This window comes from Acerihabitans arboris (assembly GCF_010131535.1).
Classification (GTDB): Bacteria; Pseudomonadota; Gammaproteobacteria; order Enterobacterales; family Enterobacteriaceae; genus Acerihabitans; species Acerihabitans arboris.
In genome coordinates, this window is sequence record NZ_WUBS01000004.1 from 242431 (window position 1) to 257147 (window position 14717).

Sequence of the window (14717 nt, forward strand, 5' to 3'; positions counted from 1 at the left end):
TCTTCCCCAGCCCCGACAAGCAGGGCTGTCCCCCAAGTCCTGCTTAACACCATTAGCCAATCGGGGGCAGCGCCCGTGCGGAGCAATCAGCGCTTATAGGGATCGGGATCGCCGGGCTTGCGCGTTTTCAGCAGTTTCAGGATCCAGGTATATTGTTCCGGATTCGGCCCCACCAGGTTTTCCACTTCCTCGTTCATCCGCCGGGCAATATACCGATCGTCCCGGCCCGCAATATCGTCCATCGGCGGACGCACATAAATATCCAGCCGGCTGGTCTTGCTGTCGTAGACTGGAAACAACGGGATCACCGCCGCCCGGCAAATTTTCATCAGGCGGCCGATAGCCGGCAGCGTCGCCTTATAGGTACTGAAAAAATCCACAAACTCGCTATGCTCCGGCCCGTGATCCTGATCGGGCAGATAATAGCCCCACCATCCTTGCCGCACCGAGCTGACAAAAGGCTTAACCCCGTCGTTACGGGCATGCAGACGCCCGCCAAACCGACGACGCACCCGATTCCACATATAGTCCACCAACGCATTGCGTTGGTTATGGAACATCCCGGCCACCTTCTGGCCGGTGGCCGACATCAGCATGGCCGGCACGTCCACCGCCCAGCCGTGCGGCACCAGGAAAATAATATTGCGCTGCCGCTGTTTTGCCTGTTCGATGATCTCTTCGCCATGCCAGTGAACCCGGCTTAGCAACCGCTCGGGGTTCCGGCACGCCAGCTCGGCCATCAGCACCGTCGACTGCGGTACCGTGGCAAACATATCATCAATGATTTTTTCCCGCGCCGGCTCGCTCAACTCCGGCATGCAGTAGCGCAGATTGGCCCTGGCGCGACGGCGCGCGCCCTTGGCGAATTTCCCCACCAAACGGCCGAGGGCGCCCAATACCGGATCGCGCACACGCGGCGGAATATAGGTTGCGCCGGCGATTAAGCCGATACCGCACCACACGCCCCAGTAGCGCGGGTGATAAAATTCGGGTTTGAAGGTCGGCACAAATTCAACGGCGGTAATCTTGTTATCGTTTTCCATGCAACTCTCTTTGCTGTCAATTGCCCAGGCGGTCGAAGACCCGTGCTGTCAATTGATTGGGCGGGCTCTATGTCCCTTCTTGGCGTTATGTATAGATAATCATAAACTTAAAACGGCAGCCGATCATCCACCGGCTGCCGTTAAGATACCATATCAGTTGAATTGAAGCTGCGGCATTGCCTGCCTGACCTGCGCCAGGTAGTCCAGGCGTTCCTTGCCGCTCAGCCCTTCGGTGCGCGGCAGCTTCGCGGTGAGCGGATTGACCGCCTGCTGGTTTATCCAGATTTCATAATGCAGATGCGGACCTGTGGAGCGCCCGGTATTGCCCGACAGCGCGATGCGATCGCCGCGCTTCACCTTCTGGCCCGGTTTCACCAGCAACTTTTTCAGGTGCATATAGCGGGTGGTGTATTGCCGCCCGTGCCGGATGGCCACATAGTTACCGGCACCGTCGCCGTTTTTGCTGACCACCACTTCGCCGTCGCCCACCGCCAGCACCGGCGTGCCCACCGGCATAGCGAAATCGACGCCGCGATGAGGCGCCACACGCCCGGTGACCGGATTTAAACGACGGGGATTGTAGTTGGATGACACGTGAAACTGCTTCATGGTCGGGAAGCGCATAAAACCACGCGCCAGGCCGGCGCCGTCGTTGTTATAGAACTTGCCGTCCTCGGCGCGGAAGGAGTAATAATCCTTGCCGCCGGTGTTGATGCGCACCGCGACCAGTTCGCTTTGCTCACTTCGCCCATCGAGCATCTCCCTGGACGTCAGCACGGCGAATTTATCGCCTTTTTGCAATTTACGAAAATCAAGCTGCCACTGCATTGCCTTGATTACCGCGCTGACTTCCGCGTTGGACAAGCCCGACGCGCGCGCGCTGTTAACAAAACTGCCGTTAAGCTGGCCGGCCAGCGTCGTGTTTTTCCACTCGCCGACCTGGTTGGCCACGCTCTGCTTGAAGTTGCCGTCAACACGGTCGTAGGTGCGGGTTTCACGCCGGGACATTTCCCAGGTCAGGCGTTGCAGTTCGCCGGCGTCGTTCAGGGTCCAGGAAATCTGCTGGCCAATCTTCAGGTTACGCAGATCGGGAAACTGCTGGGCCAATTGGCCGACATCGGACATATCGATGCCGTACTGCGTCAGGATGCTGCCGAGCGTATCGCCGGTGGAGACCACATACTCATGCACGCCCGTTTCATCCGCGACCTTTTCGTCCAGCTCATCTTCCGGCGGGACGTCGTCGTCGTTATCTGCGGAGGATTGATCGATAGGCTCGCTGGCCTCCGGGGCAAGATCGACCGGCGGCGCGCCCGTCGTTGGCGATTTGATGACCGACGCGGGCCGGCTGACGGTGGGTGCCATGACCGGGGAGTATACATAAGGCCGCCAGACCGCGACGGCCAGGGTCACTACGGTTAACGACCCCAGCATGACGCGGTGGGGCCGGGGCAGATTATTATACGCCAGGGTGATAGAGCGAAGTATCTGCTGCACTTATTCCTGTCCTCATGAGTTCTTCTCCAGGCAGCTCACGTACTGGTTCGTCAATTGCAGCAGGAAGTCGATATAACTTGCCTTGCCCAATGCGATACCGGTGCCCAACGGGTCGAGGGTGCCGATACGCACGCTCGTTCCCTGGGCTACAGCGTTGATAACGGCTGGCCTGAATTGTGGCTCAGCAAAAATGCACACGGCTTTTTGCTCAACCAGCTGTGTTCGAATATGGTGTAGTGCCTGAGCGCCGGGCTGTATTTCAGGATTAACGGTGAAATACCCTAAGGGGTTCAAACCATAATGTTTTTCGAAATAGCCATAGGCATCGTGAAAGACGAAATACCCTTTTCCGCTCACCGGCGCTAGCATTGTAGCGATATTTTTGTCATTTTTTGTCAATGCCGCAGTGAAAAACAGCAGATTCGCATCTAATTGTGATTTTTTCTCGGGCATCAGTCGCAATAATTGGTCATGAACGGCGAAAGCAACCTGTTTAGCAATCTCCGGCGACATCCACAGGTGCATATTATATTCGCCATGATGATGATCATCGGCATGTCCGGACCCCGCGGGTTCGTCGTGATCGGCCCCTTTCATCAGCAGAGGCTGGATAGACGGCAGCGCGGACAGCATCAGGTTTTTGCCGGCCGGCAGCGCCGCCGCCGGCTTGCTGAGGAAGGCTTCCAGCTCAGGCCCGACCCAGACCACCAAATCGGCGCTTTGGATGCGTTTAATATCGGAAGGACGCAGCGCATAGTCATGGGGCGACGCGCCGTCGGGCAGCAAAACATCGGTCGGCACGACGCCGTCGCCGATGGCGGAGGCGATAAACCCCAGCGGCCTTATCGACGTCACTATATTAGCCATGGCCTGGCCGCCGGACAGGACCAGCGTTAGCGCCGCGGCATACAGCAGGCGAGTGGCTTTTTTATTAAGCGGATTCATGGCGATAATTCTCTTCGGCAACGGTTGGGCGTGTGATATTATAACATTTTAGCCGTTTCGCAACTGTAATTCACATGACCAATCTGGTAACGCTCGATCATATTTCCGTCTCCTTTGGGCAAAAACACGTTTTAAGCAATATTTCCTTTGCGCTGCGCGCCGGCCAGATCCTGACGCTGGTGGGGCCGAACGGCGCCGGGAAATCCACCCTGGTGCGGGTGGTGCTCGGCCTGATTGTCCCCACGTCGGGCATCCTCGCGCGCGATGCCAGGCTGCGTATCGGCTACGTGCCGCAAAAAATCCATCTGGATGTCACCCTGCCGCTGACGGTCGGCCGCTTTATGCGCCTGCGGCCCGGGGTCAATAAATCCGAGGTGGTTCCCGCCCTGGCGCGGGTGCAGGCGGCCCATCTGCTCGAACAGCCGATGCAGAAATTGTCAGGCGGCGAGATGCAGCGGGTGCTGCTGGCCCGCGCGCTGCTCAATAAGCCGCAGCTGCTGGTATTGGATGAGCCTACCCAAGGCGTGGACGTGAGCGGCCAGGTGGCGCTATACGATCTGATCGACCAAATTCGCCACACGTTGGGCTGCGGGGTGCTGATGGTGTCCCATGATTTGCATCTGGTGATGGCGAAAACCGACGAGGTGCTGTGTTTGAACCAGCATATCTGCTGCTCCGGCACGCCGGAAATCGTCTCCACCCATCCGGAATTCATCGCCATGTTCGGTTACCACGGGGTTGAACAGCTGGCTGTTTACCGGCATCACCATAATCATGCCCACGACTTGCAGGGCCAGGTGGTGCGCCGGCACGAGGACAGCGCGTTATGATTGAACTGCTGCTGCCCGGCTGGCTGGCCGGCGTACTGCTGTCCATGGCGGCCGGCCCCCTGGGATCGTTCGTCGTCTGGCGCAAGATGTCCTATTTCGGCGACACGCTGGCCCATGCCTCGTTACTCGGCGTCGCCTTCGGCCTGTTGCTCAATATCAATCCCTTTTACGCGGTCATCGCCGTGACCCTGGCGCTGGCGCTGATTTTGGTATGGCTGGAACGCTATCCGCAGCTGGCCATCGACACCGTGCTCGGCATCATGGCCCACAGCGCACTGTCGCTGGGCCTGGTGGTGGTCAGCCTGATGTCGAATGTACGGGTGGACCTGATGGCCTATCTGTTTGGCGATCTGCTGTCGGTCACCCTGGATGATATCCTGCTGGTTGCCGCGGGCGTGGCGGTGGTGTTGATACTGCTGGCCTGGCAATGGCGGGCACTGCTGTCGGTCACCATCAGTCCCGAGCTGGCCCACGTGGACGGTATCCATTTGCCGCGGGTAAAACTGCTGCTGATGCTGGTCACCGCCCTGACCATCGGCCTGGCGATGAAATTTGTCGGCGCGCTGATCATCACCTCGCTGCTGATTATCCCGGCCGCCGCCGCGCGTCGTTTTTCACGCACGCCGGAGCAGATGGCGCTATTGGCGGTCGTGACCGGCGTGATTGCCGTGACCGGCGGATTGACGTTATCGGCCTGGTATGACACGCCGGCGGGACCGTCGGTGGTGCTGTGCGCGTCGGTGCTGTTTGGATTGAGTTTGTTTAACCGGCAGCGGGTGTAGGGATAGGTATTTTGCCGTAGCGGGCGCGATTGGGGGTTTGCAGATGAGTACCTTTCGGGCTGGCATGTGAATACTTCTCGGGCTGGCGTGTAAGTCCGGCGAGGGTTTCGCTTGCCGTGTGGGGCGGGGTTTTATGCCGCACCGTGCCGGCAAGCGACCCAGGGCCGGCAGTCGCCCCGGCCCTGGGAACCCGCGCTACCGGCAGATCGCCCGCCGCTGCGCGGTGCCCTCCTCACCTTATCCCGCCTTTCGCGCCGCTCAGGACGCGCTCCCGGCGCGACCTTCACTCTCGCCGCATCCCTGCGGCTCGCACGGACGGGACAAGCCTCGTCGGCGGACTTTATGCCGGCCCAAGGTCAAGGTCATGGTCATGGTCATGGTCATGGTCATGAATGATATTAGGGCCACGGCCAAAAATATGCTCAAAGCCAAGCCGGCGGTCAATTATAATCAACGCCAAGATTTAACTGACCCGGGCCTTTGAGGCAGTGGTTATATTATAATGTTGAACGGGATTACTCAGGGTATGTTATAAATGGCATATTAAGAACATCGTTAGTTCCCTGAATATTGTGTCAATATCGGGTATGCCCTTGTCTGGCCAGCGCTACGTTGATGTATGGTGGGCGGCTGAATTTACCAATCGGCAGACGTTTATAGCAGGCGGTAACGTTACCCCCGATGTATACAGCAAAGTTGGTCCATTGATGTTGCTTGACGCAGGAGGTCCGCGTGATTATCGCCCAAATCTCAGACATTCATGCCGCCCCAGACAATGACAACGTGTCCAGGCTTGACCGCGCCCTGGCGTGGCTCGATTTCATTGAACCGGACGTCATGGTCCTCTCCGGCGACTTAATTGATAATGACTGGTTCGACGGCTACGAAACAATCGCGGCACGCCTGGATAAGAGACACTATCCTGCCTTCATCCTGCCGGGTAATTCCGATAACTGTGCGGTAATGCGCTCCGTTTTGGGCTGTAGTTACTGGACCGACGACGCCTCGGGAGCATTGCATTTTACGGCGGATATGGATGATATTCGCCTTATCGGACTTGACTCAACGGTCGAGGGAACTTCCGCAGGCAGCGTGGTTGAACATCTTCCTTGGCTGGAGGAGACCCTATCCAGTGAGGGCCCTGGAACATCAATGCTGTTTATGCACCATCACGTTTTCCAAAGCGGTGTTCCTACAATGGATCACATCATGTGCCGCGACGCTGTAAAATTTGGTGAGCTTTTGCGAAACAATCCGCGGCGGCCCATTGCCATAGCGACTGGGCATGTTCATCGACCGGTGGCGAGCACCTTGGCGGCGATTCCCGCCTACATCTGCGGATCCATTTGCCCCGCGAACCCTGCATGGTTCGGATTGGAAACCGTTCCCCCCGCCGACGACCCGCCTTCACTTATGGTCCATCGCTGGGTAAATGGCTCCATGGCGAGCCATCATATTTCCGTTTAATCCACTGTTTCGGAATCATCAGTTATCACTTTGCCGGTTCGCTAATATAGCCACTTTTAAGCAATCCGCGAATATATCCTTATAATGCAGTACCGCAACGACGTAGATCTCGGCATCTTACTGGACTATTTCATTGATTAGATGCCAAATTGGCGTTTAACAATAGGTTTAGTTTTGCTGCTAACCTGTTCAGTGTCGCGGTTAATCTAAGTTCAGCGACGTGCGCGTTGCCGGGCAAGATCAACCACACGCTGCCGCTCCTTGTAAAAAACACCCGAGTTCAGACATAAGATTAATTCCCATATTAAACTGATTACGCAATTACTTTTTTAAAAATATAATTAGAACATGAATTATTTATAGTTACTATTTTATTAATAAATTAAACCAACAGTTCCGCATCGATAATATGCTGACCATTTTTGGCGGTAATGGTGACGCATTGGCCGGTAAAAAAATCGCATCCATGCAGCCATCGGCCTTTAATATGCAGCGCGGGCGGCGCGTTGCGCTTACCGCCATTTGGAACGTAGCCCACAGTATAAAAATGGGTTTCAACTTTTGCTTGGGATGTGAGGGATTCTGACTTACAATTCTTTTTAGCCATGGTAACTACCTTTTATAGTTGCTGATGGTGAGCGGTGGTCAGGAGCGCTAACTCTTTGCCATCGCGTCATTACTTAATATATTTATTATTCAATTAATTATATTGATAGAGAGCGCAGAAATAAGTATACTTTTATTACATGCATTATAATTTATAAAAGTACTAAAGGATGATACTCCTAGCGTAATGAATGAAACCCTCACTTTATGTTCCAACCGTCTCTTAAGTTATATTGAGGGGGTTTATACCGGTTAAGTTACCAGTGAATGAATTAAAAGTCGACAGAAAAATATAAAAATAATGTTAGTTGAGTTAGTTTATCCAATTATCCATATTCCCATAAAAATTTATAATCATCCAACTATACTGTTCTCTATAGTCTCAAGCGTAGTTTTAGTATTTGTTGATATATAATTAAGATACTATAACTATCATTCTAAATACAATAAAGAAATTACCACAACCATGGCCTTTCACTATTTTATACAGTCGTTATCGGCACACACGACCTATACGCTTATACCTTAATTCACTTCACGGCTTGTAATTTTAATTTCGCCGGTATGCAGCAGCAAATGGCTTATTTAGCCTATGCTGTTTACCTTGCACCTGCATTTAACCTTAAACATGCTTTTTAATCTGTTTTGACCTTGAACTTGAACTTGCTTTTGACCTTGAACTTGCTTTTGACCTTGACCCGGCATCAAGCGCGCTGACGGCACGGTTCACGGCCGGACGAGCCGCAGGGATGCGGCGAGAGGACGGTTCGCGCCGGGAGCGCGTACCGTGCGGTCCATAGGGCGTGGATCGGGTCGGAAGGCACCGCGCAGCGGCGCGCGATCTGCCGGGAGCCCGGGTTTCGAAAGGGCCGGGGCGACTGCCGGCCCTTCGTCGATTGCCCGCACGGTGCGGCATAAAAACTCGCCACGCGCGGCAAGCGAAACCCACCCAGCCGCCAAAAGCCCACCACCACGCGCGGCAAGCGAAACCCACCCAGCCGCCGAAAGCCCACCACCACGCGCGGCAAGCGAAACCCACCCAGCCGCCGAAAGTCCGCCACCACGCGCGGCAAGCGAAACCCACCCAGCCGCCGAAAGTCCGCCACCACGCGCGGCAAGCGAAACCCACCCAACCGCCAAAAGGCAACCACCGCCTGGCCAGCTGCGATTATGGCTAATCGCTATATCTCCCCGCGCACTATCCCAAAATGCTTATACGCAAACGCCGTCGCAATCCTTCCCCGCGGCGTACGCTGGATAAACCCCTGCTGGATCAAATACGGCTCAATCACATCCTCGATGGTTTCTCTTTCTTCGCCGATAGCCGTCGCCAGGTTATCCAGCCCGACCGGGCCGCCGATAAACTTATCGATAATCGCCAGCAGCAGTTTGCGGTCCATAAAGTCGAAACCCTCGGTATCGACATTAAGCAAATTCAGGGCGTTGACCGCCACATCATCGGTAATATTACCCTGGGCGCGAACCTCGGCAAAATCCCTGACCCGTCGCAGGAGGCGGTTGGCGATACGCGGCGTGCCGCGGGCGCGTTTGGCTATTTCATGGGAACCGGATTCGGTAATGCTCAGATCCAGGCATTGGGCGCTGCGTTTGACGATATGCTGTAAATCCGCCACCTGGTAAAATTCCAGGCGCTGGACGATGCCGAAACGATCGCGCAGCGGAGACGTCAGGGAGCCGGCGCGGGTGGTGGCGCCCACCAGGGTAAACGGCGGCAGCTCGATTTTAATCGACCGGGCGGCCGGTCCGTCGCCTATCATGATATCCAACTGGTAATCTTCCATCGCCGGATAGAGCACTTCCTCCACCACCGGCGATAGGCGGTGGATTTCATCGATAAACAGCACGTCGTGCGGCTCGAGATTGGTCAGCATTGCCGCCAGATCGCCGGGTTTTTCTAATACCGGCCCGGAGGTGCTGCGCAGGTTAACGCCCATTTCATTGGCGACGATATGCGCCAGGGTGGTTTTCCCCAGGCCCGGCGGCCCGAAAATCAGCAGGTGATCGAGCGCGTCGCCGCGCATTTTGGCCGCCTCGATAAAGATTTCCATCTGCTCGCGTACGTGGGGCTGCCCGATATAATCTTCCAGGGTCTTCGGCCGGATGGCCCGGTCGATCACCTCTTCCGCTATCACCACGCCGGCGGAAATCAAACGGTCTGCTTCAATCATCCTCTACCTCACAGCGCGGCACGCAGGGCGTCGCGGATCATCGATTCACAATCGGCATCCGGCCGGGCCACTTTATTGATCATGCGGCTGGCCTCCTGAGGCTTATAACCCAAGGATACCAGGGCCGCAACCGCTTCCGCTTCCGGATCGGCATCCGCTTTGCCGTTGGCCGGCGCGGTGAGGGGAATCTCGCTGCCGCCGCCGAGGGCGAACAAATCGCCGTTCATGCCCTTGAAGCGGTCTTTCATCTCCACCACCAGGCGCTCGGCGGTTTTGGTGCCGACGCCGGGAAGCTTGACCAGCGCACTGATTTCCTGCCGCTCGACGGTATTGACAAACTGCTGCGCCGACATGCCGGAAAGTATGGCCAGGGCCAGCTTGGGGCCGACGCCGTTCACCTTGATCAGTTCGCGAAACAGCGCGCGTTCCTGTTTGTTGGTGAAGCCGAACAGCAGTTGGGCATCTTCCCGCACGATAAAATGAGTATAAATGATCGCTTCCACGCCGGTTTCGGGCAGCGCATAAAAACAGGTCATGGGCATATGGATTTCATAACCTACACCATGGATCTCGAGCAGCACCAGCGGCGGCTGTTTTTCCAGGATGATGCCTCTAAGACGTCCGATCACATTTACCTTCCTTTCAGGGCTTATTTATCATGTCGCGATGGAATGTTTATAACATAATAAAGGCTGGATGAATATCCAGCCGAGTTCGCGCCTAGGCGCATAATGGACAAGATCCTAAAGACGCCGCAAATCCATTGCCGGCGCGCTACGCTTCACCCTTCTTGCCCATCATGCCCGCGTCAAGCTCACGCGCGCGTTGATTGATCCTAGCGCCGTCGGGTCTTCACCCCAAGCGGCCCCGGGAGAGGTTGAGGCGGCTGTTGCCCATGCGCAGCGCGTTCTGGTTGACATGGCAATGGGTAATGGCAATCGCCAGGGCATCGGCCGCATCCGCCTGGGGACTGGCGGATAATCTGAGCAGTACCCGGACCATATGCTGGACCTGGCTTTTGTCCGCCGAGCCGATGCCGACCACCGTTTGTTTCACCTGGCGAGCGGCGTATTCAAACACCGGCAGCTCATGGTTCATCGCCGCCACGATGGCGACGCCGCGCGCCTGGCCGAGCTTGAGGGCGGAATCGGCGTTTTTCGCCATAAACACTTGTTCAATAGCGAAAAAATCCGGCTGGAACTGGGTGATGATTTCACTGACGCCGGCATAAATCAGCTTCAGCCGGCTGGGCAGATCGTCCACCTTGGTACGAATGCAACCGCTGCCGAGATAGGTCAACACCCTTCCCTGCTGGCGGATAATGCCGTAACCGGTGATACGGGAACCGGGATCGATACCGAGGATAATGGTCATATCCGGGCACCGCCCAGGCTAGCGTCACACCAGATCGCCGTCACAGCGTTGCCGCCACCTCGTCGGAGATCTCGCCGTTATGGTACACTTCCTGCACGTCGTCCGAGTCCTCCAGCAGGTCTATCAGGCGCAGCAGCTTGGGCGCGGTTTCCTCGTCCAGGTCGGCCTTGGTGGAGGGAATCAACCCGACTTCGGAGGACTCGGCGTGTAGCCCGGCCGCCTCAAGGGCGTCCTTGACCTGGCCGAAATCTTCCGGCGAGGTATACACATCGATCGCTCCGTCGTCATAGGTCACCACATCTTCCGCGCCGGCTTCCAGCGCCGCGTCCATCACCCGATCTTCGGTCAGGCCCGGCGCATAGGAGATCACGCCTTTTTTGGTGAACAGATAGGAAACGGAACCGTCGGTGCCCAGGTTGCCGCCGGTTTTGGTAAACGCGTGGCGCACTTCCGCCACGGTGCGGTTGCGGTTGTCGCTCAGGCATTCCACCATGACCGCCGTGCCGCCGGGACCGTAACCTTCGTACACAATGGTTTCCATTTGTGTATCGTCGTCGCCGCCGACGCCGCGGGCGATGGCGCGGTTAAGCGTGTCGCGCGTCATATTATTCGCCAGCGCCTTATCCACCGCCGCGCGCAGGCGCGGGTTGGAGCCGACGTCGCCGCCGCCCAGGCGCGCGGCGGTCACCAGCTCGCGAATGATTTTGGTAAAAATCTTGCCACGTTTACTGTCCTGAGCCGCTTTACGATGCTTGGTATTGGCCCACTTGCTATGACCTGCCATAAATCTCTCCGAAATAAGCCTTATCAGGCCGGATAAATAACAAATTCTTCAATCGCCTGCCGATTGCTCCAGGATTTGGTCAGTAAAGCCGCCTCTGCCGCCGGCAGCCAGCGATAAGCCAAATGTTCACTGATCGCGGGTACCCGTTCTGAGGGTAACGTCAAACTGAACCAATATTCTGTATTGCGCGTCACTCCCGGCGCATATCGGTGACGTAAATGACTGAAAATTTCAAATTCGATACAGCGCTCGCAGTCGCGCAGCACCAGGCGCTCGGCGTCGATATCGATACCGGTCTCTTCCCTGACCTCGCGCGCGGCGGCGGCGGCCGGGGACTCATCGCCCTCCAGGCTGCCGGTTACCGACTGCCAGAACTGCGCATCATCGCGCCGCTGCAACATTAACACCCGGCCGCTATCGCCGGCATAAATGACGATCAATACCGAGACCGGGCGTTTCCAGGCCATTTATTGCTGTCCGCGTTCCGCCGCTTCCTTGCCCTTGCCAATCACGGCAATGGACAGTTCCGCCAGCGCGGCGGCGTTGCCGAAGCTTGGGGCGTCGGTCATCGGATCGGCCGCCGCCGTGGTCTTTGGAAACGCAATAACGTCACGGATATTGTCGGTGCCGGTCAGCAGCATCACCAGCCGGTCCAGGCCAAAGGCCAGGCCGGCATGGGGCGGCGTGCCGTATTTCAGCGCGTCGAGCAGGAAGCCGAATTTTTCCCGCTGTTCATGTTCGGTGATGCCGAGGATGCCGAACACCGTTTGCTGCATTTCGCTGCGATGGATACGCACCGAGCCGCCGCCGACTTCGTAGCCGTTCAATACCATATCGTAGGCGTTGGCGACAGCGTCCAGCGGCGCGGTCGCCAGCGCCGCTGGATCCATGGACAACGGCGCGGTAAAGGGATGATGCATCGCCGCCAGGCCGCCCTCGTCGTCCTCTTCGAACATCGGGAAATCAATCACCCACAGCGGCGCCCAGCGGGTTTCGTCGGTGAGCTGCAAATCGCGGCCCAGTTTCAGGCGCAGCGCGCCCAGCGCGTCGGTGGTGATCTTGTGGCGATCGGCGCCGAAAAACAGGATATCGCCGTCCTGCGCGCCGCTGCGGGCAAGGAGCGCCTCCAGCACGGCGGCGTCGAGGAATTTGGCCACCGGGCTTTGTATCCCGTCCAGGCCCAGGTCACGCTGGTTGACCTTGATGTACGCCAGGCCCTTGGCGCCGTAGATTTCGATAAACTTGCCGTATTCGTCGATTTGCTTACGGCTGAGATGGCCGCCGCCGGGAACGCGGATGACCGCCACGCGGCCTTTGGCGTCGTTGGCCGGGCCGGAGAAGACCTTGAACTCCAGGTCCTTGACCAAATCGGCCACGTCGACGATTTCCATGGGATTGCGCAGATCGGGTTTATCGGACCCAAAGCGGCGCATCGCCTCGGCATAAGTCATCACCGGGAACGCGCCCAAATCGACGCCCTTGATTTCCTGCCAGAGCGCGCGCACCAGACGTTCCATCACTTCACGCACCTGCCCGGCGCTCATAAAGGAGGTTTCCACGTCGATCTGGGTAAACTCGGGCTGGCGGTCGGCGCGTAAATCCTCATCGCGGAAGCATTTCACGATTTGGTAGTAACGGTCGAAACCGGACATCATCAATAGCTGTTTAAACAGCTGTGGCGATTGCGGCAGCGCATAAAACTTGCCTTTATGCACGCGGCTGGGCACCAGGTAGTCGCGCGCGCCTTCCGGCGTGGCCTTGGTCAGCATCGGGGTTTCGATATCCAGGAACCCCTCGCCGTCCATAAAACGGCGCACCGCGCTGGTGATACGCGCGCGCGTCTTCAGCCGTTGCGCCATTTCGGGACGGCGCAGATCCAGGTAACGATACTTCAGCCGCTGCTCTTCGGTATTGGTTTGGTTTGAATCGAGAGGCAGGGGTTCGGAGCGGTTGATAATGGTAAGCTGCGTTGCCAGCACTTCCACCTCGCCGGTAGCCATATCTTTATTGATCTGGTTGTCAGGGCGCGCCCTCACGATGCCGGTCAGCTGGATGCAAAATTCGTTGCGCAGTTCGGCCGCGCGGCTGAATGCCTCCTGGCGATCGGGGTCGAAAAATACCTGCGCCAGCCCCTCACGATCCCTCATGTCGATAAAAATCAGCCCGCCCAGGTCCCGGCGGCGGTTAACCCAGCCGCACAGTGTCACTTCCTGGCCTACATGGGACAGGTTGATCTGCCCGCAATATACAGTACGCATAACGATATCCTTGATTTTCAGCCCGCGCCGTCCCGCTAACTCAAGCGGGGCAGGGCTGTTATTCATTAATGACGACAGTGGCGGCGATGCATCGGTATTTTGCCGGCGTTCGAAAGGCGGCCATTATAAAGGAAATTCACCCGCAGGATAAGCCCGTCTGCACCCCGCGCGCGTCGGCTGGTTAAATAATCATTCATTAACATACTTATTAACAAAAATTCCACCCGGGACACTGTCATAACACCACATTGATAACATACCCTCTTGCGATGGCTATATGAACAGGCAGCGACCTGTAATAAGGGTATTGTTATCAACCGGAGACGTTTTATGCTTAAACTTGATCCTTCACGCAGCGCGCTGGTGCTGATTGACCTGCAAAAAGGCATCGTGCCCTTTGCCGGCGGCCCCTATACCGGTGAACAGGTGGTCACCCGGGCCGCCGCATTGGCGAAACATTTTCGCGCGCTGGGCGCGCCGGTATTCCTGGTACGGGTCGGCTGGTCGCCGGACTTTGGCGACGCGCCGCAACAACCGGTGGATGCTCCCTCGGGCGCAAAAAACCTGCCGGAGGACTGGTGGGAATTCCCCGCGCAATTGGGCGCGCAGGATAGCGATATCCGCATTATCAAACGCCAGTGGGGAGCGTTTTACGGCACGGATTTGGATTTGCAGCTGCGCCGTCGCGGCATCACCACCATCGTGCTGGCCGGCATCTCCACCAATATCGGCGTGGAATCCACCGCGCGCAACGCCTGGGAAATGGGCTATGAACTGGTGCTGGTCGAGGATGTTTGCAGCGCCCACAACCAGGAACAGCACGACGGCAGCATGAAAAATATTTTCCCGCGCATCGGCCGGGTGCGTACCAGCAAGGACGTGCTGGCCGCTTTCTGACCGCCTGGCGGCACGCGCCCGGGACGGCAGCCCCCGCAAGGGGCC

General features: G+C 57.1%; 14 protein-coding genes. 4 read left to right on the top strand and 10 right to left on the bottom strand.

Annotated features, from left to right (window positions below; all coding sequences use genetic code 11):
- Nucleotides 1–86: 86 nt before the first annotated feature.
- The 3 genes from lpxM to znuA all read right to left on the bottom strand — a co-directional run bounded on the left by lpxM (nucleotide 87) and on the right by znuA (nucleotide 3485).
- Nucleotides 87–1043 (bottom strand): lauroyl-Kdo(2)-lipid IV(A) myristoyltransferase, encoded by a 957-nt coding sequence (gene lpxM / locus GRH90_RS07275; protein WP_162365275.1) that lies wholly within the window; start codon nucleotides 1041–1043, stop codon nucleotides 87–89.
- A gap of 153 nt (nucleotides 1044–1196) precedes the next feature.
- Nucleotides 1197–2540: a murein DD-endopeptidase MepM gene (gene mepM / locus GRH90_RS07280; RefSeq protein WP_162365276.1), complete on the bottom strand. Its 1344-nt coding sequence runs from the start codon at nucleotides 2538–2540 to the stop codon at nucleotides 1197–1199.
- A gap of 12 nt (nucleotides 2541–2552) precedes the next feature.
- Nucleotides 2553–3485 carry a zinc ABC transporter substrate-binding protein ZnuA gene (gene znuA / locus GRH90_RS07285; RefSeq protein WP_162365277.1) on the bottom strand — a complete coding sequence of 311 codons (933 nt, stop codon included), beginning with the start codon at nucleotides 3483–3485 and terminating at the stop codon, nucleotides 2553–2555.
- Nucleotides 3486–3559: 74 nt separating this feature from the next.
- Here znuA and znuC point away from each other — a divergent pair, with 74 nt between their 5' ends.
- The 3 genes from znuC to GRH90_RS07300 all read left to right on the top strand — a co-directional run bounded on the left by znuC (nucleotide 3560) and on the right by GRH90_RS07300 (nucleotide 6564).
- Nucleotides 3560–4315 carry a zinc ABC transporter ATP-binding protein ZnuC gene (gene znuC, locus GRH90_RS07290; protein ID WP_162365278.1) on the top strand — a complete coding sequence of 252 codons (756 nt, stop codon included), beginning with the start codon at nucleotides 3560–3562 and terminating at the stop codon, nucleotides 4313–4315.
- On the top strand, nucleotides 4312–5097 hold the full coding sequence (znuB, locus tag GRH90_RS07295) for a zinc ABC transporter permease subunit ZnuB (protein ID WP_162365279.1): 786 nt from the start codon (nucleotides 4312–4314) through the stop codon (nucleotides 5095–5097). Before znuC ends, znuB begins: the two co-directional genes overlap by 4 nt.
- A gap of 732 nt (nucleotides 5098–5829) precedes the next feature.
- Complete coding sequence (locus GRH90_RS07300) at nucleotides 5830–6564, top strand: metallophosphoesterase (protein ID WP_162365280.1); 735 nt, start codon at nucleotides 5830–5832, stop codon at nucleotides 6562–6564.
- Between the two features lie 382 nt (nucleotides 6565–6946).
- Here the strand turns inward: GRH90_RS07300 and GRH90_RS07305 are convergent, their stop codons facing one another.
- The 7 genes from GRH90_RS07305 to aspS all read right to left on the bottom strand — a co-directional run bounded on the left by GRH90_RS07305 (nucleotide 6947) and on the right by aspS (nucleotide 13775).
- Nucleotides 6947–7171, bottom strand: coding sequence for a SymE family type I addiction module toxin (locus GRH90_RS07305; RefSeq protein WP_162365281.1), 225 nt, complete (start codon nucleotides 7169–7171; stop codon nucleotides 6947–6949).
- 1180 nt (nucleotides 7172–8351) lie between these two features.
- Nucleotides 8352–9359 (bottom strand): Holliday junction branch migration DNA helicase RuvB, encoded by a 1008-nt coding sequence (gene ruvB / locus GRH90_RS07310; protein WP_162365282.1) that lies wholly within the window; start codon nucleotides 9357–9359, stop codon nucleotides 8352–8354.
- Between the two features lie 8 nt (nucleotides 9360–9367).
- On the bottom strand, nucleotides 9368–9988 hold the full coding sequence (gene ruvA, locus GRH90_RS07315; protein WP_162365283.1) for a Holliday junction branch migration protein RuvA: 621 nt from the start codon (nucleotides 9986–9988) through the stop codon (nucleotides 9368–9370).
- 223 nt (nucleotides 9989–10211) lie between these two features.
- Nucleotides 10212–10733 carry a crossover junction endodeoxyribonuclease RuvC gene (gene ruvC / locus GRH90_RS07320; RefSeq protein WP_162365284.1) on the bottom strand — a complete coding sequence of 174 codons (522 nt, stop codon included), beginning with the start codon at nucleotides 10731–10733 and terminating at the stop codon, nucleotides 10212–10214.
- Between the two features lie 40 nt (nucleotides 10734–10773).
- Nucleotides 10774–11517: a YebC/PmpR family DNA-binding transcriptional regulator gene (locus tag GRH90_RS07325; RefSeq protein WP_162365285.1), complete on the bottom strand. Its 744-nt coding sequence runs from the start codon at nucleotides 11515–11517 to the stop codon at nucleotides 10774–10776.
- Nucleotides 11518–11540: 23 nt separating this feature from the next.
- Nucleotides 11541–11984 carry a dihydroneopterin triphosphate diphosphatase gene (gene nudB, locus GRH90_RS07330; protein ID WP_162365286.1) on the bottom strand — a complete coding sequence of 148 codons (444 nt, stop codon included), beginning with the start codon at nucleotides 11982–11984 and terminating at the stop codon, nucleotides 11541–11543.
- Entirely contained in the window at nucleotides 11985–13775 is a 1791-nt protein-coding gene (aspS, locus tag GRH90_RS07335; protein ID WP_162365287.1) for an aspartate--tRNA ligase, read from the bottom strand.
- A 330-nt stretch (nucleotides 13776–14105) separates the two neighbouring features.
- Here aspS and GRH90_RS07340 point away from each other — a divergent pair, with 330 nt between their 5' ends.
- Nucleotides 14106–14672: a hydrolase gene (locus GRH90_RS07340; protein ID WP_162365288.1), complete on the top strand. Its 567-nt coding sequence runs from the start codon at nucleotides 14106–14108 to the stop codon at nucleotides 14670–14672.
- The last annotated feature ends 45 nt before the right edge of the window (nucleotides 14673–14717 follow it).